This is a genomic window from Pseudomonas sp. SMV71 (genome assembly GCF_052042015.1).
Classification (GTDB): Bacteria; Pseudomonadota; Gammaproteobacteria; order Pseudomonadales; family Pseudomonadaceae; genus Aquipseudomonas.
In genome coordinates this window covers 1-23,060 of sequence record NZ_JBKGGU010000027.1, presented here as the reverse complement: position 1 = coordinate 23,060, position 23,060 = coordinate 1, and the positions used below count along the sequence as shown (strand labels likewise).

Annotated in this window: 21 protein-coding genes; 11 read left to right on the top strand and 10 right to left on the bottom strand. The window is 60.5% G+C overall.

Annotated features, from left to right (window positions below; translation table 11 throughout):
- Positions 1-2 precede the first annotated feature (2 nt).
- The 4 genes from algK to ACLEJQ_RS22990 form a co-directional block, all read right to left on the bottom strand.
- Complete coding sequence (gene algK / locus ACLEJQ_RS23005) at positions 3-1,529, bottom strand: alginate biosynthesis TPR repeat lipoprotein AlgK (protein ID WP_440798766.1); 1,527 nt, start codon at positions 1,527-1,529, stop codon at positions 3-5.
- A gap of 9 nt (positions 1,530-1,538) precedes the next feature.
- Entirely contained in the window at positions 1,539-2,708 is a 1,170-nt protein-coding gene (locus ACLEJQ_RS23000; protein WP_440798765.1) for an HlyD family efflux transporter periplasmic adaptor subunit, read from the bottom strand.
- Positions 2,709-2,743: 35 nt separating this feature from the next.
- Positions 2,744-4,225, bottom strand: coding sequence for a mannuronan synthase (alg8, locus tag ACLEJQ_RS22995; protein WP_440798763.1), 1,482 nt, complete (start codon positions 4,223-4,225; stop codon positions 2,744-2,746).
- Positions 4,226-4,325: 100 nt separating this feature from the next.
- Positions 4,326-5,642 carry a nucleotide sugar dehydrogenase gene (locus tag ACLEJQ_RS22990; RefSeq protein WP_440798761.1) on the bottom strand — a complete coding sequence of 439 codons (1,317 nt, stop codon included), beginning with the start codon at positions 5,640-5,642 and terminating at the stop codon, positions 4,326-4,328.
- Positions 5,643-6,152: 510 nt separating this feature from the next.
- On the opposite strand from ACLEJQ_RS22990, the gene ACLEJQ_RS22985 reads away from it, so the two are divergent.
- Positions 6,153-6,374, top strand: coding sequence for a hypothetical protein (locus ACLEJQ_RS22985; protein WP_440798759.1), 222 nt, complete (start codon positions 6,153-6,155; stop codon positions 6,372-6,374).
- 77 nt (positions 6,375-6,451) lie between these two features.
- Here the strand turns inward: ACLEJQ_RS22985 and yaaA are convergent, their stop codons facing one another.
- Positions 6,452-7,231 (bottom strand): peroxide stress protein YaaA, encoded by a 780-nt coding sequence (gene yaaA, locus ACLEJQ_RS22980; protein ID WP_440798757.1) that lies wholly within the window; start codon positions 7,229-7,231, stop codon positions 6,452-6,454.
- Between the two features lie 331 nt (positions 7,232-7,562).
- Between yaaA and ACLEJQ_RS22975 the strand changes: the two genes are divergently transcribed.
- The 6 genes from ACLEJQ_RS22975 to ACLEJQ_RS22950 all read left to right on the top strand — a co-directional run bounded on the left by ACLEJQ_RS22975 (position 7,563) and on the right by ACLEJQ_RS22950 (position 12,881).
- Entirely contained in the window at positions 7,563-8,687 is a 1,125-nt protein-coding gene (locus ACLEJQ_RS22975; RefSeq protein WP_440798755.1) for a polysaccharide deacetylase family protein, read from the top strand.
- Between the two features lie 335 nt (positions 8,688-9,022).
- Positions 9,023-10,417 (top strand): PhoH family protein, encoded by a 1,395-nt coding sequence (locus tag ACLEJQ_RS22970; RefSeq protein ID WP_042730167.1) that lies wholly within the window; start codon positions 9,023-9,025, stop codon positions 10,415-10,417.
- Positions 10,418-10,674: 257 nt separating this feature from the next.
- The gene (moaC, locus tag ACLEJQ_RS22965) at positions 10,675-11,148 is read left to right on the top strand and encodes a cyclic pyranopterin monophosphate synthase MoaC (RefSeq protein WP_440798753.1); all 474 of its coding nucleotides are present in this window, start codon (positions 10,675-10,677) and stop codon (positions 11,146-11,148) included.
- A 5-nt stretch (positions 11,149-11,153) separates the two neighbouring features.
- Complete coding sequence (locus ACLEJQ_RS22960; RefSeq protein WP_440798836.1) at positions 11,154-11,396, top strand: MoaD/ThiS family protein; 243 nt, start codon at positions 11,154-11,156, stop codon at positions 11,394-11,396.
- A gap of 3 nt (positions 11,397-11,399) precedes the next feature.
- The gene (gene moaE / locus ACLEJQ_RS22955; protein ID WP_440798751.1) at positions 11,400-11,852 is read left to right on the top strand and encodes a molybdopterin synthase catalytic subunit MoaE; all 453 of its coding nucleotides are present in this window, start codon (positions 11,400-11,402) and stop codon (positions 11,850-11,852) included.
- Between the two features lie 252 nt (positions 11,853-12,104).
- Entirely contained in the window at positions 12,105-12,881 is a 777-nt protein-coding gene (locus ACLEJQ_RS22950) for an ABC transporter substrate-binding protein (RefSeq protein ID WP_440798749.1), read from the top strand.
- A 126-nt stretch (positions 12,882-13,007) separates the two neighbouring features.
- Here ACLEJQ_RS22950 and ACLEJQ_RS22945 read toward each other — a convergent pair whose 3' ends face one another.
- The 5 genes from ACLEJQ_RS22945 to ACLEJQ_RS22925 form a co-directional block, all read right to left on the bottom strand.
- Positions 13,008-13,634 (bottom strand): helix-turn-helix transcriptional regulator, encoded by a 627-nt coding sequence (locus ACLEJQ_RS22945; protein WP_440798747.1) that lies wholly within the window; start codon positions 13,632-13,634, stop codon positions 13,008-13,010.
- 101 nt (positions 13,635-13,735) lie between these two features.
- Positions 13,736-14,863: an NAD(P)/FAD-dependent oxidoreductase gene (locus tag ACLEJQ_RS22940; RefSeq protein ID WP_440798745.1), complete on the bottom strand. Its 1,128-nt coding sequence runs from the start codon at positions 14,861-14,863 to the stop codon at positions 13,736-13,738.
- A gap of 149 nt (positions 14,864-15,012) precedes the next feature.
- Positions 15,013-15,960: an ornithine cyclodeaminase family protein gene (locus ACLEJQ_RS22935; protein ID WP_440798743.1), complete on the bottom strand. Its 948-nt coding sequence runs from the start codon at positions 15,958-15,960 to the stop codon at positions 15,013-15,015.
- Between the two features lie 124 nt (positions 15,961-16,084).
- Positions 16,085-17,551: an ATP-dependent RNA helicase RhlB gene (gene rhlB, locus ACLEJQ_RS22930; protein ID WP_440798741.1), complete on the bottom strand. Its 1,467-nt coding sequence runs from the start codon at positions 17,549-17,551 to the stop codon at positions 16,085-16,087.
- Positions 17,552-17,650: 99 nt separating this feature from the next.
- Positions 17,651-18,307: an alpha/beta hydrolase gene (locus tag ACLEJQ_RS22925; RefSeq protein ID WP_440798739.1), complete on the bottom strand. Its 657-nt coding sequence runs from the start codon at positions 18,305-18,307 to the stop codon at positions 17,651-17,653.
- Between the two features lie 469 nt (positions 18,308-18,776).
- On the opposite strand from ACLEJQ_RS22925, the gene ACLEJQ_RS22920 reads away from it, so the two are divergent.
- From ACLEJQ_RS22920 to ACLEJQ_RS22905, 4 genes are all read left to right on the top strand, one after another.
- A complete protein-coding gene (locus ACLEJQ_RS22920; RefSeq protein WP_440798737.1) occupies positions 18,777-19,808 on the top strand; it encodes an amino acid ABC transporter substrate-binding protein in 1,032 nt (343 codons plus the stop codon).
- Positions 19,809-19,873: 65 nt separating this feature from the next.
- The gene (locus ACLEJQ_RS22915) at positions 19,874-21,055 is read left to right on the top strand and encodes an amino acid ABC transporter permease (protein ID WP_440798735.1); all 1,182 of its coding nucleotides are present in this window, start codon (positions 19,874-19,876) and stop codon (positions 21,053-21,055) included.
- A 10-nt stretch (positions 21,056-21,065) separates the two neighbouring features.
- Positions 21,066-22,163, top strand: a complete 1,098-nt coding sequence (locus ACLEJQ_RS22910) for an amino acid ABC transporter permease (protein WP_440798733.1) — start codon at positions 21,066-21,068, stop codon at positions 22,161-22,163.
- A 10-nt stretch (positions 22,164-22,173) separates the two neighbouring features.
- Entirely contained in the window at positions 22,174-22,938 is a 765-nt protein-coding gene (locus tag ACLEJQ_RS22905; RefSeq protein WP_042730176.1) for an amino acid ABC transporter ATP-binding protein, read from the top strand.
- Positions 22,939-23,060 lie beyond the last annotated feature (122 nt).

Here is a 23,060-nt window from a genome sequence, read left to right as displayed (position 1 = left end):
CTTCATGGTTTTTCCTCGCCGTCATCTTCTTTTAGGGCTTGCAGTTCCAGCGTATCGGGGCTCATCGCTCCACGAATGGCCTGCTCTTGTTGTAGCAGGCGTTGGGCTTGTGCAAGCTGCTGCGGCGGTAACTGTGCTTCGAGGGTCTGGGCAAGCTCGATTGCTTGCGGGGTGTTCTGCGCCTTGGCCAACTGGCTGAACACATAGGCGTTGACCGGGTTGGGCTTGGTGCCCTTGCCCTGGGAGAACAACTGGGCGATGGCGAAGTCGGCGCTGTTCTGGCCGCTGCGGGCGGCCTTGAGCAGGTGGTCCAGGGCTTTTTGCGGGTACACCTGGCCCAGGTAGCCACGGCGATAGATCTGGCCCAGGTAATAGTCGGCAGACACTTCGCGGCCCACGGCTTTCTGGAAATGCGCCTCGGCGACCTTGGCGTCGGCCGGCACCCACTTGCCTTCGTAGTACAGCTTGCCCAGCAACACTTCGGCGCGCGGCTGGTCGGCGGCGCGGCCGTTTTCCAGGTACTGCATCATCTTGTCGACGTCACCCAGCTCGGGGAAATCGTAGAGCAGCTGCGCCAGGCTGACCCAGGCGGCAGGGTAGCCGGGGGCGATGCCTTCGAGCAGCGACTGGGCGGTTTTTTCGTCCGTCTTGCCCAGGCTGGCGTCGGCCAGGACTCGGGCGACGCTGTCCACGCGCTGTGCCGAGACCACGCCACGGGCGTGACCGGCCTGCATCTGCTGGATCAACGCGGCCTGCTGTTCCGCCTGGCCGCGTTTCTGATAGACCGTGGCCAGTTCGACGTAGCAGATATCGGTGGCGGCGAGGGCGGCCTTGCAGACTCTTTCCACTTCGTCCAGATGCTGGTCGTAGGTGCCCTGGGTGCGGTAAAGCAGAATCTGCGCCAGGCCGGCTTCCGGGTAGCCGGCGCTGCGCCATTGGCTGATCTGCTGCTGGGCGTTGACGTTCGGGAAGCTGTGCGGGTATTGCAGGTACAGCATCGCCAGCGGGATCAGCGTGTTGCCTTCACCATTGGCGAAGGCTTTTTTTAACAGGCCTTCGGCCTCGTGCTTTTCCGCCTCGGTGGAGCCGGGCTTGGCTACCAGCAGGCGACCCAGGCGTGCCTGGGCCCGTGGCGAAATGTCGGCCGCGGCGCGGTAGGTCGCCTCGGCTTTTCTCATCTGCTCCGGATCACGACTGTCTACCTGGATATCGGCCAGGCCCACCTGGGCCTCGCTGTAGCCCAGATCGGCCAGTTGCTGATAGTTCTGCTGCGCCAACGCCGTGTCGCCGCGCTTGAGGGCTTCGTTGGCCAGGCGCTGGTCGGGCAGGCCGGCACAACCGGCAAGGCTGACGGCCAGGGCAACGGCACACAGTGTTCCGCCGTGGGAAAGCAATCCTTTGTGGGAGCGACCCTGCTCGCCAAGCAGGCGCTGCGATCCTTCAGACACACCTCGCTGATCCCATCGCGAGCATGCTCGCTCCCACAGGGAGTGCAGCGCATTGTTGTTTTGTGGAGTCGTCACGGGCATGTCCTCTGCTTACTTACCAACAGCCATGGCTTTGTCGATCAGCCAGTTCAGGCTTGGGCCTCGGTCGCTGTGGACTTCGACCGGGCGACCGGCCAGCGCGCTGTCCAGGGGCTCGTCTGGCTTGATCAGGACACGGATATCGGAGGACAGGTCTTCGCTTTTCAGGCTGGTGCTGCTGACGATTTTGCCGGTGCGGGTGGTGTCTTCGCCGGCGACCTGGAAGTTGACCGGGGTGCCTGGGCGCACGTCGCCGAACTGGCGATAGGAGAAGCGTGCCTCGACGTTGGCCTCGGTGCCGCGCGGTACCAGTTGGAAAATCACGTCGCCTTTGCTGGCGTACTGACCGTTGGCAACCAGTTGTTGGGAAACGATGCAGTCGCAAGGGGAGGTCAGGGTGCCGGTCATTTGCTTGCCGAACAGTTCCTCGACCTTGGCCGGCTGCAGCTGGTTGTCGTCCAGGTGGCCTTTGAGCACGTCGAGCATGCTGGTGCTGAAAGTCGCCAAAGGAGCGCCCTTGGCGGCCACTCCATCGGCCTTGACCAGGCTCTGCACGGTGCCGTCGCGCGGCATGGTGATCGCCATGCCCGGTACGTTCACCAGGCCCGCCTGGGCGTGGCTGACGAAGTACATGCCGTACACCGACTTGAAGATGAAGCCGAACGCCGCCAGGCCGACGATGAAGATCCCGAGGCTGAAGGTCACCGCGCGCAGGCGCCCGAAAGCCGTCATGCCGCCGCTTTCGTCTTTCTGCTTGCGTGCCTTGGTGAAGTTGTCGCGCTGCAAGGTCGCCAGCACGTCGCCGACACCGACGATGTCGCCGGCCAGGTGCGAGGTAATGATGTGGCGCAGCGTCGCGATGTCACGCGGTTCCAGGTTCTGGAACTGGCAACCGGTGCGGCCGGTCTGGCGGTCGTGGGAACGGATCTGCAGTTCCACGTCCATGGCCAGGCCAAGGTTGTCGATCACGAATTGCAGGCGCGCCTTGTAGGTTTCGCCAATCTTGAGCGGCGCCTGGCCGGCATTGAAGCACAGGCCGCCAGCGGACAGGTCCAGGACCTTGACTTCCATTGGCGTCCGGTCGGGACCGAAAAAGCGCAGCTTGGCCGGGATTTTCACCCGGGCGTGTTGGCGCTGGGCTTCGGATTCATGCACTACGTTGACATTCACGGCGGTATTCATAGGGGCGATTTCCTGGTTAATTCATTCAAGTCCGGTCAGACCATCGTCAGCAGCACGGCGACAAAAATGCTGCCGGCGGAGAAGGTCATGGTCCGAGACGACCAAGTGTTGAACCAACGTTGAAAGCTGGCGAGATCACGGGTCAGTGCAGTGGGCTGGCGGGTCCAGGACTGTTGGTCGAGGCGGAAGAACACGTAGATCTTCACCAGCGCGCCGACGATCTGGTTGTAATAGAGAATCATCGGGTAGGCCGGACCGATCCGGTGCCCGGAGCACGACAGCAGCAAGGTCAGGATCAACCGGGTGATGCCGATCCACAGCAGGTACACCAGGATGAACGCGGTGCCGTACTTGAAGCTGGCGATCAGTGCCACGGTCAGGCCCAGCAACGAAGTCCACATCGATACGCGCTGGTCGAGCAGCACGACCGAGGTGAACAGGCCCAGACGCCGCAGACCCAGGCCCAGCGCCCGGGAGTTCTGCCGCAGGTTGTTGCCATACCAGCGGAACATCAGCTTGCGGCTGGCCTTGATGAAGCTCTTTTCGGGTGGGTGCTCGACCGTGTTGATCGCCGCATCCGGCACGTAGAAGGTGTCGTAGCCCAGGCGCATCAGGCTGAACCAGCTCGACTTGTCGTCACCGGTGAGGAACTTGAAGCGGCCCAGGCGCCAGTGTTGCAGCGAGTCGCTTTCCACGTCGGCGATGAATTCCGGGTTGGTCACCACGGTGGCGCGGAACACCGACATACGCCCGGTCATGGTCAGCACGCGCTTGGACAGGGCCATGGAGCACATGTTGATGTGACGCTGGGCGAAACGCAGCTTGTGCCACTCGGCCATGATGTAGCCGCCGCGCACTTCGCAGAACTCGTTGGTGGTCAGGCCGCCGACATTGCCGAACAGCTGGAACCATGGCACGGTCTTGCGCACGACGCCTTCGGCGAGCACGGTGTCGCCGTCGATCACCGCCACCACGGCACGGTCGTCCGGCAGGTGGCGGGAGATGGCGCGGAAACCGTAGGCCAGGCCGTCACGCTTGCCGGTGCCGGGGATGCGCACGAAGTCCAGCTTGACCCGCTCTGGCGGGTTCATGCGGGCCCAGAGGCTCTTGACCAGCAGTTCATCGGACATCTCGACGATGGAGCAGACCACGGTGGTCGGCAGCCCGCAGTCGATGGCCTCGCGAATCACCGAACCGTAGACCTGGGCGGTGGTCAGCGCATCGATTCGAAAGCTGGTGACCATCAGGAACACGTGGGACGGATCCGCTGCCTTGCCCAGCTTGCGTACCTTGCGACGCAGGTGTGGGTAGACGATGTACAGAAAGATCATGCCGCGAACGAAATGCGTCGCGCCCATGGAGTAACGCCAGATGCCCACGGCGCCGATCAGGAAGATGAAGTCCTTGGATTCGGAGTCGAACGTAGACGTGGGCAGCACCGCGGCGATACCCATCAATAAACTCAAATAAAACAGCCAACCGGCGGCCTGAAGCAGGCCGTGCTTTAGCCTGTGCATAATCTGCATCCGTCTCTATCTCGGGCGGGCCTTGTGGGCGGCCCGATGGGTTAAGGCAGGCGAAAGGCCGGCCGGGGCGAGCCCCGGCCGGCAAACAGACTTACCAGCAGATGCCTTCGGCCCGGCCACTCTCATGAGTGGTCTTGGACATGAAGCCGACCAGGTCGATGACCTGCTTGCCTTCCGGTACGTTCTCGGTCAGCGCGCGGAACTTCTCGTCGCGGTTGCCCAGGATGATGATGTCGGAGCTGTCGATCACGGAGTCGAAGTCGGAGTTGAGCAAGGACGAGACGTGAGGGATCTTCGACTCGATGTAGTCCTTGTTCGCACCGTGGACGCGGGCGTATTCGACGTTGCTGTCGTAGATGCGCAGGTCATAGCCCTTGCCGATCAGCATTTCCGCCAGCTCAACCAGCGGGCTCTCGCGCAGGTCATCGGTGCCGGCTTTGAAGCTCAGGCCCAGCAGGGCGACTTTGCGTTTCTCGTGGCTGGACACGATGTCGAAGGCGTTCTGCACCTGGGACTCGTTACTGCGCATCAGCGAATTGAGCAGTGGCGCCTCCACGTCCAGGGAACTGGCGCGGTAGGTCAGGGCGCGAACGTCTTTGGGCAGGCAGGAGCCGCCGAACGCGAAGCCAGGGCGCATGTAGTACTGGGACAGGTTCAGGGCCTTGTCCTGGCAGACCACGTCCATCACTTCACGACCATCGACGCCGACGGCCTTGGCGATGTTGCCGATCTCGTTGGCGAAGGTCACCTTGGTGGCGTGCCAGACGTTGCAGGTGTACTTGATCATTTCCGCGACGGCGATGTCTTTGCGGATGATCGGCGCGTCGAGTTCTTCGTAGAGCGATTGCAGGACGTCGCCGGAGGCTTTGTCGAATTCGCCGATGACGGTCATTGGTGGCTGATCGTAGTCCTTGATCGCGGTGCTTTCGCGCAGGAACTCGGGGTTGACCGCGACGCCGAAATCAACGCCGGCTTTCTTGCCGGAGCAGTCTTCGAGGATCGGAATGACAACGTTTGCGACGGTGCCCGGTAACACGGTGCTGCGAACCACGATGGTGTGGCGGGTGGTCTTTTCACGCAGGACAAAACCGATCTCGCGGCACACCGCTTCGATGTAGTTGAGTTCCAGGTCACCGTTCTTTTTACTCGGCGTGCCAACGCAAATCATCGACAGGTCGGTATCACGAATGGCTTCGGCGAAGTTGGTAGTGCCGCGCAGTCGACCTGTTTGAATACCTTGTGCCAGCAGTTCGCCAAGACCCGGTTCAACGATCGGCGATTTACCGGCGTTGATCATGTCGATTTTGTCTTTGGCGACATCTACGCCAACTACATCATGGCCCCGTGCAGACAGGCAACCGGCACATACTGCACCGACGTAACCCAAACCAAATATGCTAATGCGCATCGCATTTACCTCTGTTTTTCACGCCATTAAATGGCCGGAGTTAATAGTGTTCAGCGGTCATCGCGCACTCGGAAGTGTGGAATGCAGGCGCCACAGTGCCGTGTGCAGGCATACAAGTTCCGAGTGTCTAAATAATTGCACTCAAGTTGTGCGCAAAGCGGCCTAGTTGTTATGACCTGCCCTGTTATGCAGCCAGACCCCCGTTATCGGGGGCGTTCGTGCAAAAATCCATTACCTCCGATCTCTGGCAAAAAGCCCACAAAATCAGAAGCTTGTGTGCTCGGGTGAGCACGTTATAGGGGCGCAGCCTTGGCCTTGTAGGGGATACTAATGGTGCGTTATCTCCTGTCCTTTCATCTTGGGTCCATTTGTACGACCGTTTCACTTAGTTGTCGTGACAACTTGGTTACTCTGGTCGATACCCTATGTAAGTTTTCTCTTACAGACGCGGCGAGAATCGTTACGGGTGGTATGAGCCGTGCAAATTGACATAGTTCCTATCCGCTCATCGTGATTTTCGAAATTTTTCGAAATATTCTCGAAGATGGCACTGCTCGCAATATGATGGCACCTGCGCTTTTGCCCTTTATTGATGGGGAGTTAGGCGGGGTAGATATTTTTGTGCCACTACTGGTAAAAAAATTTGGTGCCACTACGCAAAAAACTGACGAGTGTCGAGTGAAAGAAAAGTTAGCGATGGAGTGGGACGATTTATTGGCGTCATGGAACTGACGAACTAGGCGGGCAAGTAAGATGACAAGTGCGGATGTGATCGAAGCCCCCGATCAGGGGGCATATATGTTTATGCCTTATTCAGGTGCATGGTCGCGCAGGAAAACCAGTTTGTCCGGGCTCGACTGCTCCGGGGCGAACCGATAGCCCTGAGCGTCGAACTGCTTGAGTGACTGGGGATTGTTGATCCGCTCCTCAATGACAAAGCGACTCATCAGTCCTCGGGCTTTCTTGGCGTAGAAACTGATGATTTTGTATTGGCCGTTCTTCAGGTCCCTGAACTCGGTATCAATGACTCGCGCATTCAGTGCACTGCGCTTGACCGCTGAAAAATATTCGTTGGAAGCCAGGTTCAAGAGGATATCGTCGCCTTGATCAGCCAGGGCTTCGTTGAGCCATTCGCTGATACGCGTGCCCCAGAAGGCATAGAGATCCTTGCCGCGGGCATTGGCCAGCTTCGTTCCCATCTCCAGGCGGTAGGGCTGCATCAGGTCCAAGGGGCGCAGCAGGCCATAGAGTCCCGAGAGCATGCGCAAGTGTTTCTGGGCGTAGTCGAAATCGGCTTCACCCAGGCTTTGCGCATCCAACCCGGTATAGACATCGCCCTTGAAGGCCAGCAGCGCCTGCCTGGCATTGGCCGGGGTGAACGCTGGGGTCCAGCTGCCGAAGCGCGCAGCGTTCAGGCCGCCGATCTTGTCGGACACGTGCATCAGTTCGCTGATCTGCGTCGGCGACAACTCGCGCAACTGCTCGATCAGCTCCTGGGAGTGGTCCAGATACTGCGGTTGGGTGAAACGCTCGGTGGCCGGCGGTGTTTCGTAGTCGAGGGTCTTGGCGGGGGAAATCACCATCAGCATGCGTTCGTCTCCTTTAAAGGTGCGGCGATTCTAGGGGGTTGTCCGGGTGGACTCCAGCTATTGGGGTGATAGGGGATGGGTGGTGCGATTCGAGCTGTAACCTGGATGCGTAGGCTCTTGTGGCGAGGGAGCTTGTTCCCGCTCGAGCGCGAAGCGGTCGCTGGCATTTGGGGTTGTTTCGCGACGGCACTCCTGGGACTGCTTCGCAGCCCAGCGGGAGCAAGCTCCCTCGCCACGAAAGCAGGTGGGCCAGATAAGGGGGGCGCAGGCGAGTTCTCGCTCCAGGATCGGCTATGATGCCGCCGCGGGTTTCGTTATGGAGACATCCCTTTTGCGTATCGTTCTTCTGTTATCGGCATGGCTGTGGAGCCTGGGCGCCATTGCCGCGCCCAACGACGTCGCCACCCTGGATCGCAGCACCTGGCCGGAACAACTCACCAGCCCGACCCTGTTCGACGTGGCCTCGCGGGCCGAGATCCTAATGTTCGCCCGTGTGCTGCTCGACGTCGACGCCATGGACGAGACCGCGCTGAAACAGTACTTGGGGCTGCGCACGGTCAACATGGGCGCGATTGACGCGCTTCGCGAACGGCTTTGGCGTCGGCTGCTGACTAGCTACAATTTCGCTCAGCGCAGTTGTGACCAGGATGCGTCTTTCTGTTACCTGGTCGAGGACATGGCCACCCTGCGTGAAGAAGCCCGTCGATTCCATCTCGATGACGACTCCTACTACATCAAGTGGGCCGGGCCGAGCCAGATCTTCCACACGCAATACCGGGATGAACTGTTGCGCAAAGCCGCGCTGTTTCCGCAATCGAGCAGCGAAATCGCCCGGTTCGGTGATTACGAGCGCAACGGCGAAGAAATGAACGACCGGCTGTTCCTGCTGACCTTCGACAGTGGCGCCAACGTCGTACCGGACCATACCCAGTGGCTGGCCGATTACCTGCGCAAGTCGAATATGAATGGCACTTTTTTCGTGCTGGGCAAGGACATCCAGGCGCGCCTGGCACAGCGCTCGGTCAACAGTCTCCAGGGGTTGTATTCAGGCCAGTGCGTGGGCGTCCAGGGCTGGGAATTCCGTTCCCACAGTTATTGGCAAGACTGGCAGGATTCGGTGCGGCGCAGTGTCGAGTTGGTCAAGGGCAAGCTGCCGGAAAATTTTGTGCCGCTGTTCCGGCCACCCCAGGGCCAGCGCCGAGGCGATGCCGAAGGGTTTTTCCGCAGCCAGGGCCTGCAAGTGGCGCTGTGGGACATCGATCCTCTGGACAGCACCGGCCGGCTCAAGCCTGAGCAAAGCGCCCAGCGTGCGCTGACCCTGATGCTGTTGTGGCGCCATGGCGTGATCAATTTCAACGCCAGGCAGGATGGCGTGAAAACGGCATTGCCCTGGCTCATGACACAGACGGCGCAAAGCGGGATCGGTTGGGAAGACTGTCAGGAAGCGTTTCGCTGAACGCCCGAAGGGCCCGGAAACATTGGGGAAGGGGAAAATTGCGGCGCACATTCATGACGACCGGACTTCCGACTTTAACGGCGCGACGGCGGTACGCCAAGGGTTATTCGTCACTCTGCAAAATAAACTTCAAAAAAGCGTCAAAGTGCTTTTTCCTGTCATGGTTTTTGGAGTATCAAGAGGTCAGACCGCCGAAACCTGCAACACAGGTGGCGTCTTCCAAGACCCAGATTGTGTGCAGTTCACCTCATCCCCGCAGGTGAATTCGGTGGCTACTTCGAGGCGCAGCACTGTCACGGTATTGCGTCGAATGGCCCCCACATAGGTGACCGAGTATGGATGACCACGGACGTAGCCCTTCCTCCAACCAGCCAATCCTCTATGTACTCGATACCAACGTATTGATCCACGATCCAAACGCGCTCCTGAACTTCGAAGAACACCACGTTGCCATCCCGATGACCGTCCTTGAGGAGCTGGACAAACTCAAGAGCGGCCACCATAGCGTTGCGGCCGAATGCCGCCAGGCGATCCGCCTGATCGACAAGACCCTGGGCGATGCCTCCCCCGAGGACGTCGAGCTGGGGGTACCGATCCAGCGGGGCAAGAGCGGTCCCAAGGGCCTGCTCTCGATCCTGATGAGCAAGCGCACCGAACCCAACCTGGTACTGCCTGAACACCTGAACGACAACATCATCATCAACCAGTTGATCGACCTGCACGCGCGCAACAAGGATCAAGCCGTGGTGCTGGTGACCAAAGACATCAACATGCGCCTCAAGGCCCGCGCCTGCGGGATCGCGGCAGAAGACTACAGCACCGACCAGCTGGTCGACGACGTCTCGCTGTTACCCAACGGCTACCACACCATGACCGGCTCGTTCTGGGACCGCGTGAGCAAGGTCGAAACCCGCCAGGACCATGGCCGCACCTGGCATCAGGTACAACTGATCGACAACCTGCCGGCCGTGCACATCAACGAATTCATCATCGACGAACAAGGATTCGTCGGCTGGATCAAGGAAATCCAGGACGACAAGTTGCTGATCCTCGACCTGCACCAGGAACCCCTGCTGCACCAGGAAGCCTGGGGTCTCAAGCCTCGTGACATCTATCAGAGCCTGGCGCTGTTCGCCCTGCTCGATCCGGATATCCACCTGGTCAACCTCTCCGGCGCCGCAGGCTCGGGCAAGACCATCCTGGCCCTGGCCGCGGCCATCGAGCAGACCATGGTCAGCAAGCGCTACCGGCGCATCATCGCCACTCGCAGCGTGCAGGGCCTGGACCAGGAGATCGGTTTCCTGCCCGGCACCGAGGCGGAAAAAATGGAGCCTTGGCTGGGGGCCATCACCGACAACCTCGAAGCCTTGCACATGGATGACGAAAGCACCCATGGCAGCGTCGACTACATCCTCAGCAAAGTGCCGTTGCAGTTCAAATCCCTCAACTACATCCGTGGCCGTAGCTTCCAGCAGAGCCTGATCCTGATCGACGAGTGCCAGAACCTTACGCCGCACCAGATGAAAACCATCATCACCCGTGCAGGTGCCGGTTCCAAAGTCGTGTGCCTGGGTAACCTGGCGCAGATCGACACCCCTTACCTGTCCGCGACCAGCTCCGGGCTGACCTACCTGACCGAACGCTTCAAGGACTTCCCCAACGGGGTCCACATCACCCTGCAAGGCGTACCGCGCTCGATACTGGCCGAATACGCCGAATCCCACCTGTAACCCAACCAGACCGGACGGCCTCCAGGCCGCCCGGTTTTTTACGGCTGTACAAAAACCTGTGGGAGCGGGCTTGCTCGCGAAAGCGCTGTGTCAGACGCCTATTGAGCAATTGACCCACAGCATTCGCGAGCAAGCCCGCTCCCAAAAGGGGATGTGCGGTGTCTGGGGCATTACAGCGCACCCCAGGTGCGACAATCAGGCGTGCCTGAATCTGACCCACGGGTTTACAATCGACACTCCCGATCAGGAGTAACCCTGTGCTGACTCATCTCGATTCCCAAGGTCGCGCCAACATGGTCGACGTGACCGACAAGGCCGTGACGTTCCGTGAAGCCACGGCCGAAGCCTTCGTGCGCATGTTGCCCGACACCCTGCAGATGATCGTCAGCGGCGGTCATCCCAAGGGTGATGTGTTCGCCGTGGCACGCATTGCCGGTATCCAGGCGGCGAAGAAAACCAGCGACCTGATTCCACTCTGTCATCCGCTGATGCTCACCAGCGTCAAGGTCGAACTCGATGCCCAGGGCGACGACCTGGTGCGTATCGTTGCTCGTTGCAAACTGTCGGGGCAGACCGGGGTGGAGATGGAAGCATTGACCGCCGCCAGTGTCGCGGCGCTGACGATCTATGACATGTGCAAGGCCGTCGACCGGGGCATGACCATCGAAGGTGTGCGGGTGTTGGAGAAACTGGGCGGCAAGAGCGGCCATTTCCAGGCGGATGCGTCATGAAAGCCATGAAAATTACCGTGAAATTCTTTGCCCGGTACCGTGAAGCGCTGGGGGTGGATTCGGTGGTGGTCGAAGGCGACTTCGCCACCGTCGATGACGTGCGTGCACTGCTTGCCAGGCGCGAGGGGGCCGAGGTGCTCAGGGAGCAGAACCTGATGTGTGCCCGCAACGAAGACTTGTGCCAGCTCGATGAGCCTCTGGTCGACGGCGACGAAGTCGCGTTCTTCCCCACCGTGACCGGAGGCTGAGCCATGGCCATTCGTGTGCAGGCCGAGCCGTTCGATCCGGGCGCTGAAGTCAACGCGATGCAGGCGGCCAACGTCGGTGTGGGGGCGGTGGTGAGTTTTGTCGGCTATGTGCGTGACTTCAACGATGGCCTCGATGTGTCCGGGATGTTCCTGGAGCATTACCCGGGCATGACTGAAAAGGCCTTGGCCAAGATCGCCACCGAGGCCGGGCAGCGCTGGCCGCTGCTCAAGCTGCAAGTGCTGCACCGCATCGGCGCCCTGGAACCGGGCGAACCGATTGTCTTCGTGGCCGCTGCCAGCGCCCATCGCCAGGCCGCATTCGATGCTTGCGCCTTTGTCATGGACTACCTCAAGACCCGCGCCCCGTTCTGGAAAAAGGAAAACACCGCCGACGGCCCGCGCTGGGTGGAAGGGCGGGACAGTGATCATGTGGCCGCGGATCGCTGGAAAAAGTAACCCTTCTGCTGTTTCTTCGGCGGATGTCAGTCCCCTATCGCGAGCAGGCTCGCTCCCACAATAAAGCTGAGTTAATACACGGGCCCCTGTGGGAGCGAGCCTGCTCGCGATGAGGTCATCAGCCTCCCATCCAATTCCCTGCCTGACCAATTGACGATTTGTACATTAAAGTCCAGTATGGATTTATAAGTACAACACACCCTTGCACGCTTTTTTCTCTGCCAAACCAACAACAACCCGCGAGAGAACGTCATGAACAAATTTCCCCTCATCACCGGCCTGGCCTTGAGCCTGTTGGCCTCCAGCCATCTGTTCGCCGCCGACAAGACGCTGCGGATCGGTATCGAGGCGGCTTATCCGCCGTTTGCGTCCAAGAATTCGGAAGGGAATATCGTGGGGTTCGACTACGACATCGGCAACGCCTTGTGTGCGCAGATGAAGGTCGAGTGCAAATGGGTCGAGGGTGAGTTCGATGGGCTGATTCCGGCGCTGAAGGTGAAGAAGATCGACCTGGCATTGTCCTCCATGACCATCACCGAAGAGCGCAAGAAGTCGGTGGACTTCACCCACAAGTATTACTTCACTTCGTCGCGCCTGGTGATGAAGGAGGGCGCGGTGGTCGATGATCAGTACGCCAGCCTCAAGGGCAAGACCGTGGGTGTGCAACGGGCCACCACGACCGATCGCTACGCCACGGAAGTCCTCGAGCCCAAGGGCGTGATCATCAAGCGCTACAGCAACAATGAAGAGATCTACATGGACCTGGCGTCCGGTCGCCTGGACGCGATCTTCGCCGACACCATTCCACTGGAAGACTTCCTCTCGATGCCTCGCGGCAAGGGCTATGCCTTTGTCGGTCCGGAACTCAAGGACCCGAAATACGTCGGTGAAGGCGCGGGCATTGCGGTGCGCAAGGGCAATACCCAATTGGTGGCGGACTTGAACAAGGCCATCGATGGGATTCGGGCCAGTGGGGAGTATCAGCGGATCCAGGCCAAGTATTTCAAATCCGATATCTATGGCGACTGACTGACCGCTATCGCGAGCAGGCTCGCTCCCACAGTGGAACGCGTCGAACATAAGGCCTGTGTTCGACGCAGATCCCTTGTGGGAGCGAGCCTGCTCGCGATGGCGTCAAGCCAGGCAACACAACGCCTAGCCCTTCAACTCCTTCAAATGCTTGTAGACCGTCGCCCGCCCCATGTTCAGTACATTGGCCACATAGTTGGAGGCGCTCTTGCCTTTGAAGGCGCCTTCAGCGTGCAACGCCAGCACCAGCTCGCGTTTGTGATCGCGGGTCAACAGATTCAGGCTCAGCTGACGTTCGCGCATCCAGGCGTGCAGGAAGGTGTTGATCCGTTCCTGCCAGTCATCGCGAAACAATGACTCCGGCTGGGGAATCAATTTGCCCGGCGACAGGAACAGGTCGAGGGCGGCCTTGGCATTCTCGAACAGCGAAATGTTCAGGTTGATGCACAACACCGCCAGTGGGCGACCGTCGGCATCACGCAGGACGCTGCTGAGGCTGCGGATCTTCTGCCCGTCCCAGTTGAGTTTTTCATAGGGCCCGATGTTCCGTTCACTCACGTCTTCGCTGAGCATGTCGTCCAGGGACGAGTCGTCGCCGATCTCACGTTTGGAGAGGTTATTGGCGATGTAGTCGACTTTCTGCGTGCGCAGATCATGCAGCACCACCTCAGCGTGGGGGTAGAACAGCGTGGCGATGGCGTCGGCGATGGTGTGGAAGTTTTCCAGCGCCGGATCGGGTTGCGGGGCGTTCATGACAGGGCTCCAGGCAGCGTCAGCGCCCCGTGGAACAGGGGCGCGGGGGAGTGTGCCGCAATCGTGGCGATGCGTCACCTACGTAGCTTTTACCCGGTGCGTCAACCCAGACGTTCGGGGGAGAGCATTGCGCTGTTCAGGCCAAAACGGGCCAGCGCCTCGGGCAGCGGTTCGCCACGCACCAGTGCCGCACTGGCCTGGCCCATGGCGGGAGAGGTCTGGATGCCGTAGCCGCCCTGCGCCGCGACCCAGAAAAGGCCGGGAACCTGCGGATCGAAACCGCTGATCAAGTCCCCGTCGTGCACGAAGCTGCGCAACCCGGCCCACGTGCGGGTCGGACGGCGGATGGTGAGCGTGGTGGCTTCTTCGATCTGGTAGATGCCCATGGCGATGTCCAGTTCTTCCGGTTGCACGTCATGAGGTTCCACCGGGTCGGCGTTCGCCGGCGAGCCGAGGAACATGCCGGCGTCGGGCTTCATGTAGAACGATTCATCCAGACTTACCAGCATCGGCCAATCATGAATGTCCACGCCCTCGGGGCCGGCGAAGATGAAGGCCGCGCGACGCTTGGGTTGCAGGCCCAGTTTCGGCGCGCCGGCCATCTGCCCGATCTCATCGGCCCAGGCCCCGGCCGCGTTGATCAGCACAGGCGTCGTGAAGGTCCGGTTCGCGGTCCGTACCTGCCACATCCCCTGGTCGTCGCGACACAGGTCTAGCACCTCGCTGTCGGTATGCACCTCACCGCCGCTGCGGCGAATACCTCGCAGGTAACCCTGATGCAGTGCATCGGTGTCGATGTCCGCAGCCGTGGGATCGTAAATGGCGCCGTGGACCTTTTCCCGTCGCAGGATCGGCAGTCGCACACACGCCTCTTCGGCGCTGAGCAGTTGCATTTGCGGCACGGTGGCCTTGGCGCTGAGGTATTGATTGTTCAGCTCCACCGGGTCGCCGGTGAAATCGACGGTCATTTCGCCCCGAGGGGTCAGCAATGGATGCTCGCAGAAACCCGCTGGCGGCGCGTCGAAAAAATCCCGGCTGGCCTGGGTCAGCGCCCGTACCTGCGCAGTGCCGTAGGCGGCTGTGTACAGCGCCGCCGAACGCCCGGTGGAGTGATAGCCCGGATGGGATTCGCGCTCAAGCACAATGACCCGGCCATGGGACGCCAGCCAGTAACCGGTGGAAGCACCGGCGATGCCACCGCCGATGATGATGAAATCTGCTGAGTTCATGTAGCTCTCCTGTGGAGCGCGATCCTGGGAATGTCGCTGGTTCCTTGTGGGAGCGAGCCTGCTCGCGATGACGGCCTGACCGGCGACATTGTTTTGAATGTGCCGGCCTCATCGCGAGCAGGCTCGCTCCCACAGGGGAATGTGGTGTATCAGTCGCGGAGGTGGTAAAGCGCATTCGCCAGCGCAACGTCCTCCAGCCCCAGGCCGATGGAGCGGAAGAACACATGGCGTTCATAGCCAGGACGCGCGACCTGTTCGCTGAGCAGCTCCGGCAAGTCGCCGACGATGTGCGACGCATCCCAGCCATGCTGCTCGCCGGCAATCAGCATTTCTCCGGCCGAACCCGGCGTGGTCTGACGATAATCGCAGAACACGTCCATGTCGTTCAGGCTCTGCGGCGGCACTTCGTGGGCGCGCGGTGCGTTGGTGCTGATGGAAGTGATCAGTGCCGGTTTGCCAAGGACCAGAGGATCGAGCACCGCTTTGGCGGACGAGGTGCAGAGCATGACCACATCGGCGTCGCTTACCGCAGCTTCCAGGCTTTCGGCCAATTGCAGGCGTGGGTCGAGGTCGTTGAGTGATGCCAGTTCCCCGGCAGATTTATCCTTCAGCCCGGGAGAGTAGAGGCTGATGCATTGCCAGTCCCGCAAGCCCTTGACGTATTGCACGTGGGCCCGCGCCACTGCGCCACTGCCGATGACGGCCAGGCGCTGGGCCTTGGACGGGGCAAGGGCATCGACGGCAACGGCGGTGGTTGCGGCGGTGCGGGCGGTCGTCAGCTCGGCGGCGTCGCACAGCAGCAGCGGCTGGCCGGTCTGCATCGACATCAGCAAGGTCCAGGCGGTGACCAGCGGGCCTCGCTCGGCGACGATATACGGCGAGGTCTTGACTCCGTATACCTGTTCTTCAGCCAGCACCCCCAGGTAATTGATGAAGTCCCCGGCGCCGTGGGGGAACACCACCCATTGCTGGGGTGGTTGCACCGCTTGCCCGGCGGCGAGGTCGCGAAACAGCTTGCGCAGGATCTGTGGCACGTCGACTTGTGCGAGGAGTCCTCGGGCTTGGGCATGGGTCATGACAGAGGGCGTGCTGGACATCGTGGACTCCGGGTGATGCGGATAAACTTATTTGTCCATTATGGACTTTTTGTTTATTCGAGCAATATCCCAGGCAAAAAAAAGCGCAGCCATCAGGGCTGCGCTTGCTGATTTGCGACGAACGTCAGGAGCGTTTGCGCTCGACCGGCCGCAGCAGATGGGTGGGCGGCATTTCGCAACTGATCTTGCGCCCCAGCAGCGCCTCGATGGAGGGCAGCTGATAGGAATCATCCTCGCCAGCGAAGCTGATGGATACGCCCTCGGCGCCGGCGCGACCGGTACGGCCGATGCGGTGCACATAGTCGTCCGGGACTTCCGGCAGGGTGAAGTTGATCACATGGCTGATACCGTCGATGTGAATGCCGCGCCCGGCCACATCGGTAGCCACCAGTACGCGGATCTTGCCCTCGCGAAAGCCTTCCAGGGTCTTGATGCGCTTGTGCTGCGGCACGTCGCCGGACAGTTGCGCGGCATTGACGCCATCGCGCACCAGGCGTTCTTCGATGCGCCGCACTTCGTCCTTGCGGTTGGCGAACACCATCACCCGCTCCCAGCCGTTGTCGTTGACCAGGTTGTAGAGCAGCTTGTACTTGTCGGCGCTGGCCACCGCGTAGATGTGCTGTTCGACGTTTTCGCTGGCGACGTTCTCGGCTTCGATCTCGACGATGGCCGGGTCGGTGGTCCACTGCTTTGCGAGGTTCATCACATCGTCGGTGAAGGTCGCGGAAAACAGCAGGGTCTGGCGTTCGCTTTTCGGTGGGGTCTGGCGAATGATCTGGCGCACCTGGGGGATGAAGCCCATGTCGAGCATGCGGTCGGCTTCGTCCAGCACCATCACTTCGACCATGTCCAGATGGACGTCGCCGCGCTGGTTGAAGTCCAGCAGGCGGCCCGGCGTGGCCACCAGAATGTCGCAGTGGCGCGCTTCGAGGTGTTTGAGCTGCTTGTCGAAGTCCATGCCGCCGACGAAGGTCATGACGTTCAGGCCGGTGTACTTGGTCAGGTCGGCGGCATCCTTGGCGATCTGCACCACCAGTTCGCGAGTCGGCGCGATGATCAGCGCCCGCGGCTCGCCCATGTAGCGTTCCTTGGGCGGCGGGGTCTGCAGCAACTGGGTGATGATGGAAATCAGGAACGCGGCGGTCTTGCCGGTGCCGGTTTGTGCGCGGCCGATGGCGTCCTTGCCGGCCAGGGTGTAGCCCAGCACCTGCGCCTGGATCGGCGTGCAGTACGGGAAGCCCAGGTCGTGGATGGCATGCATCAGTTCAGGCGCGAGTTTGAAATCGTGGAAGCGGGTCTTGCCCTCCTGGGGCTCGACGACGAAGTCCTCCGGCTTCCAGGCGACCACCGGCGGTTTCGCGGCGCGTTCGCGGCGTGGCCGTGGGGCATCGTTGCGTGGCTTTTTCGGCGCTGGCGCCGCGACTGGCTCGGCAGTGGCCTCTTTCCTGGCTTCTGCAACGGGTGCAGGGCGGCGCGACTGATGGGGCGCTTCGGTGTGGCTCGGACCTGGGACGGGAGCGTTGGCGCCGGGCGCGAGCTGCTCGGCCTCGCTTTTACCGAACATCTTCTTGAGTGCTTTGAGCACGGTCATCTCATCGATTGGTTAAGGAATGTACGCCGGCCAGTGTAATGCAAGAAACGGGCGCGGCGTAGTGTGTTCATCGACAGCGGGTACGCGGCGAATCGCCTTTCAATGCAAACGTTCCGTCAACCAGGTGCCGATGTCGCCAATCTCCTCGGGTAACACTTCGTGGCCCATTGGGTATTCCTGCCATGTCACGGTGACACCATGCTGCTTCAGATACTCCTTCGCGGTCCGGCCCATGGGGTTGAGCACCACTTCGTCGTACTGCCCATGCAGTGCCAGCACCGGGATGCGTTGCTGGCTGGCCGACAATTGCAGTTCATCACTGAAAGTCGGCGCGTAGGTGGACAGTGCAATCACGCCTCCCAACGGGCCCTGCCATTTCACGAAGGCCGTGTGATACACCACCGCGCCGCCCTGGGAGAAGCCCGCCAGGAAAATCCGCGAAGCGTCTATTCCGCTGGCTCGCTGGGTTTCGATCAGATCCATGACCCGCTGTGCCGAGGCCTCCAGTTGCTGTTCATCGATGGCTCGGGCGGGGCTCAGGGCACGAATGTCGTACCAGCTGGGCATGGCGTAACCGCCGTTTATCGTTACTGGTTGCGTCGGCGCCTGGGGTAGAACGAAGCGTGTAGTGAGCAGGGTTTGCTGCAGGATTTCGGCTACGGGCAGGAAATCATAACGATCGGCACCCAGGCCGTGGAGCCAGATAACGCACGCGTCGACAGCGCTGCTGGGCTCGAGAATCAAGGGGTCGGTCATGGTCGTGCTCCAAATCTGTGCGGGTGCGCCCAATCAGTGCGTGATTGCGGTGCATGCCCGGTGCCTCAGTTAATTAGATGTCGCAAAGTTGAAAGTTTTTGTCTTGACGTGTTTTACATCGGCCAAGCGCAGCGCTCTGGTACGGGCTTTGCTATGGGGTAACCGAGTGATGATTCTTACGCTGCGCGGTAACACTATCAGTTCGACGCGACGCATGGGATATCAGAAATCCGGTGATGGATGTTCGCCAATAGCCGCTACGGGCTTCGCGAACGTGAAGGGCTACAGCCCGTTCGGCCGATTGGTGAGAAGTGAGGGCAGCCGCCAAGGCGCGTTCTCATTAATAGACTCATAGCGAAGGTCCAGACGTCGGTTGACCCTAAAAAAAGCCAACAAGGGTCGGCAATGCCTCAAAAGGGTGCGACAGGGCTCAAGCTCCGACACAACAAGAGCAAAACTGGAGGTTTGAATGAAGTTACTGAAATCCACCCTGGCTGTCATGACCGCAGCGGCTGTGCTCGGTGTGAGCGGGTTTGCACACGCGGGTGCGACCCTGGACGCCGTGAAAAAGAGAGGCGAAGTGCGCTGCGGTGTGAGTGATGGCCTGCCGGGTTTCTCGGTGCCTGATTCGACCGGCAAGATCGTCGGTATCGACGCCGACTTCTGCCGTGCCGTGGCCGCTGCCGTATTCGGCGATGCAAACAAGGTCAAGTTCAGCCAATTGAACGCCAAGGAGCGCTTCACCGCGCTGCAATCGGGCGAAATCGATGTGCTCTCGCGCAACTCCACCATGACCAGTTCCCGTGACGCGGGCATGGGCTTGAAATTCCCGGGCTTCATCACCTACTACGATGGCATCGGTTTCCTGGCGAACAACAAGCTGGGCGTCAAGAGCGCCAAGGAACTGGACGGTGCAACCATCTGCATCCAGGCCGGTACCACCACCGAGCTGAACGTTTCCGACTACTTCCGCGCCAACGGCCTGAAGTACACCCCGATCACCTTCGACACCTCCGACGAAAGCGCCAAGTCGCTGGAATCGGGTCGTTGCGACGTGCTGACCTCCGACAAGTCCCAGCTGTTCGCCCAGCGCAGCAAGCTGGCTTCGCCGAAGGACTACGTGGTCCTGCCGGAAACCATTTCCAAGGAGCCACTGGGCCCGGTCGTGCGTAATGGCGATGACGAGTGGCTGGCCATCGTCCGTTGGACCGGCTACGCCTTGCTCAACGCTGAAGAAGCCGGCGTGACCTCGAAGAACGTCGAAGCTGAAGCCAAGTCCACCAAGAACCCTGACGTCGCTCGTATGCTGGGCGCCGACGGTGAATACGGTAACGACCTGAAACTGCCGAAAGACTGGGTCGTCCAGATCGTCAAGCAAGTCGGCAACTACGGTGAAATGTTCGAACGCAACCTCGGCAAGAGCACTCCGCTGGAAATCGACCGCGGCCTGAACGCGCTGTGGAACGCCGGCGGCATCCAATACGCACCACCAGTGCGCTGATGGTTCTATCACCCGGTGGGCCAACCACCGGGTGATGTTCTGTTCCATTTCTTGCGGGGCACTTCATGCAAAATTCAATCGGCGCACCTAAGCAGAGGCTAAGCCTCAGCGATCCACGAGTGCGTGCGTGGGTATTTCAGATCGTCACGGTCGTGGCGGTTATCGCGTTTGGCTGGTATCTGTTCGATAACACACAAACCAACCTTCAGCACCGGGGCATCACTTCCGGTTTCGGCTTTCTGGAACGCAGTGCCGGGTTCGGCATTGCCCAACACCTGATCGATTACACCGAGGCGGACAGCTATGCCCGCGTCTTTGTCATCGGGTTGCTCAACACGTTGCTGGTGACCTTCATCGGCGTGATCCTGGCAACCATCCTCGGGTTCATCATCGGCGTCGCGCGCTTGTCGCAGAACTGGATCATCTCCAAGCTGGCGACCGTCTATGTGGAGGTATTTCGTAACATCCCGCCGCTGCTGCAAATCCTGTTCTGGTATTTCGCGGTATTTTTGAGCATGCCGGGACCGCGTGCCGCCCACAATATCGGCGACACCTTCTTCGTCAGCAGCCGGGGCCTGAACATGCCCGCGGCGCTGATGACCGACGCGTTCTGGCCATTCGTGATCAGTGTCGTGCTGGCGATCGTCGCCATCGTGCTGATGAGCCGTTGGGCCACCAAACGCTTCGAGGCAACTGGCGAGCCGTTCCACAAGTTCTGGGTGGGCCTGGCGCTGTTCCTGGTCATCCCGGCAGTGTGTGTCCTGTTGTTCGGCGCCCCGGTGCACTGGGAAATGCCGCAGCTCAAGGGCTTCAACTTCGTTGGCGGCTGGGTGCTGATTCCTGAACTGCTGGCCTTGACCCTGGCGCTGACTGTGTACACCGCGGCGTTCATCGCCGAGATCGTGCGTTCGGGGATCAAGTCGGTGAGCCACGGCCAGACCGAAGCCGCCCGCTCCCTGGGGCTGCGCAACGGTCCGACATTGCGCAAGGTGATTATCCCGCAGGCCCTGCGTGTAATCATCCCACCGCTGACAAGCCAATACCTGAACCTGGCGAAAAACTCCTCCCTGGCGGCCGGTATCGGTTATCCGGAGATGGTGTCGCTGTTCGCCGGCACGGTGTTGAACCAGACCGGCCAGGCGATCGAGGTGATTGCAATCACCATGAGCGTGTACCTGGCGATCAGTATCAGCATTTCCCTGCTGATGAACTGGTACAACAAGCGCATTGCGCTGATCGAGCGGTGAGGAAACGCGCATGACATCCCATACTTTCAAACCTGACATGCCCCCACCGAGCAGTAGCATCGGCGTGGTGGCATGGATGCGCGCCAACATGTTCTCCAGCTGGATCAACACGCTGCTGACCCTGTTTGCGTTCTACCTGATCTACCTGATTATCCCGCCGCTGCTGCATTGGGCGATCCTGGATGCGAACTGGGTCGGTACTACCCGCGCCGACTGCACCAAGGAAGGCGCTTGCTGGGTGTTCATCCAGCAGCGTTTCGGGCAGTTCATGTACGGCTACTACCCGACAGAGCTGCGCTGGCGCGTGGACCTGACCGTGTGGCTGGCAGTGATCGGCGTGGCGCCGTTGTTCATCTCGCGCTTCCCGCGCAAGGCGATCTACGGCCTGAGCTTTTTGGTGCTGTACCCGATCATCGCCTGGTGCCTGCTGCACGGTGGCGTGTTCGGCCTGGACACCGTGACGACCAGCCAATGGGGCGGCCTGATGCTGACCCTGGTGATCGCCACCGTCGGTATTGCCGGTGCATTGCCGCTGGGCATCGTCCTGGCGCTGGGTCGGCGTTCCAACCTGCCGGCGATCCGTGTGGTCTGCGTGACGTTCATCGAGTTCTGGCGCGGCGTGCCGTTGATCACGGTGCTGTTCATGTCGTCGGTGATGCTGCCGCTGTTCCTGCCCGAAGGCATGAACTTCGACAAGCTGCTGCGGGCGCTGATCGGGGTGATCCTGTTCCAGTCGGCCTACGTGGCCGAAGTGGTGCGCGGCGGCCTGCAAGCCATTCCCAAGGGCCAGTACGAAGCGGCCGCGGCGATGGGCCTGGGCTACTGGCGCAGCATGGGCCTGGTGATCCTGCCGCAAGCCCTGAAGCTGGTGATCCCGGGGATCGTCAACACCTTCATCGCCTTGTTCAAGGACACCAGCCTGGTGATCATCATCGGCCTGTTCGACCTGCTCAACAGCGTGAAACAAGCTGCCGCCGACCCGAAATGGCTGGGCATGGCCACCGAAGGCTATGTGTTCGCCGCCCTGGTGTTCTGGATTTTCTGTTTTGGTATGTCGCGCTATTCCATGCATCTGGAACGCAAGCTCGACACAGGCCACAAGCGTTAGGAGTTGACTCATGAGTGAAGCAATCAAAAAGCCTGTGAGCCCTGAAGGCATTATTCAGATGCAGGGCGTCAACAAGTGGTACGGCCAGTTCCACGTGTTGAAAGACATCAACCTGAACGTCAAGCAGGGCGAGCGCATTGTGTTGTGCGGTCCGTCAGGTTCCGGCAAATCCACCACCATTCGCTGCCTCAACCGTCTGGAAGAGCACCAGCAGGGCCGTATCGTGGTCGATGGCGTGGAGCTGACCAACGACCTCAAGCAGATCGAAGCGATCCGTCGTGAAGTCGGCATGGTATTCCAGCACTTCAACCTGTTCCCGCACCTGACCATCCTGCAGAACTGCACCCTGGCGCCAATGTGGGTACGCAAGATGCCCAAGCGCAAGGCCGAGGAAATTGCCATGCACTACCTGGAGCGCGTACGCATTCCAGAGCAGGCGCACAAGTACCCGGGCCAGCTCTCCGGCGGTCAGCAGCAGCGTGTAGCCATCGCCCGTGCCTTGTGCATGAAGCCGAAGATCATGCTGTTCGATGAACCGACCTCGGCACTGGACCCGGAAATGGTAAAGGAAGTGCTCGACACCATGATCGGCTTGGCCGAAGACGGCATGACCATGTTGTGCGTGACCCACGAAATGGGCTTCGCTCGCACCGTGGCCAACCGCGTGATCTTCATGGACAAGGGCGAAATCGTCGAGCAGGCTGCGCCGAACGACTTCTTCGACAACCCGCAGAACGATCGCACCAAGCTGTTCCTGAGCCAGATCCTGCATTGATTGACCTAGGGCAGTGAATAAACCCGGACGCTGTTCCTGACGCTGTTCACTTAAGGCTTATAACTTGTCGTGGGGGGGGGGGGAGGGGACCCCCCCCCGGGAAAGGGGGTTCTTCCCTTCAA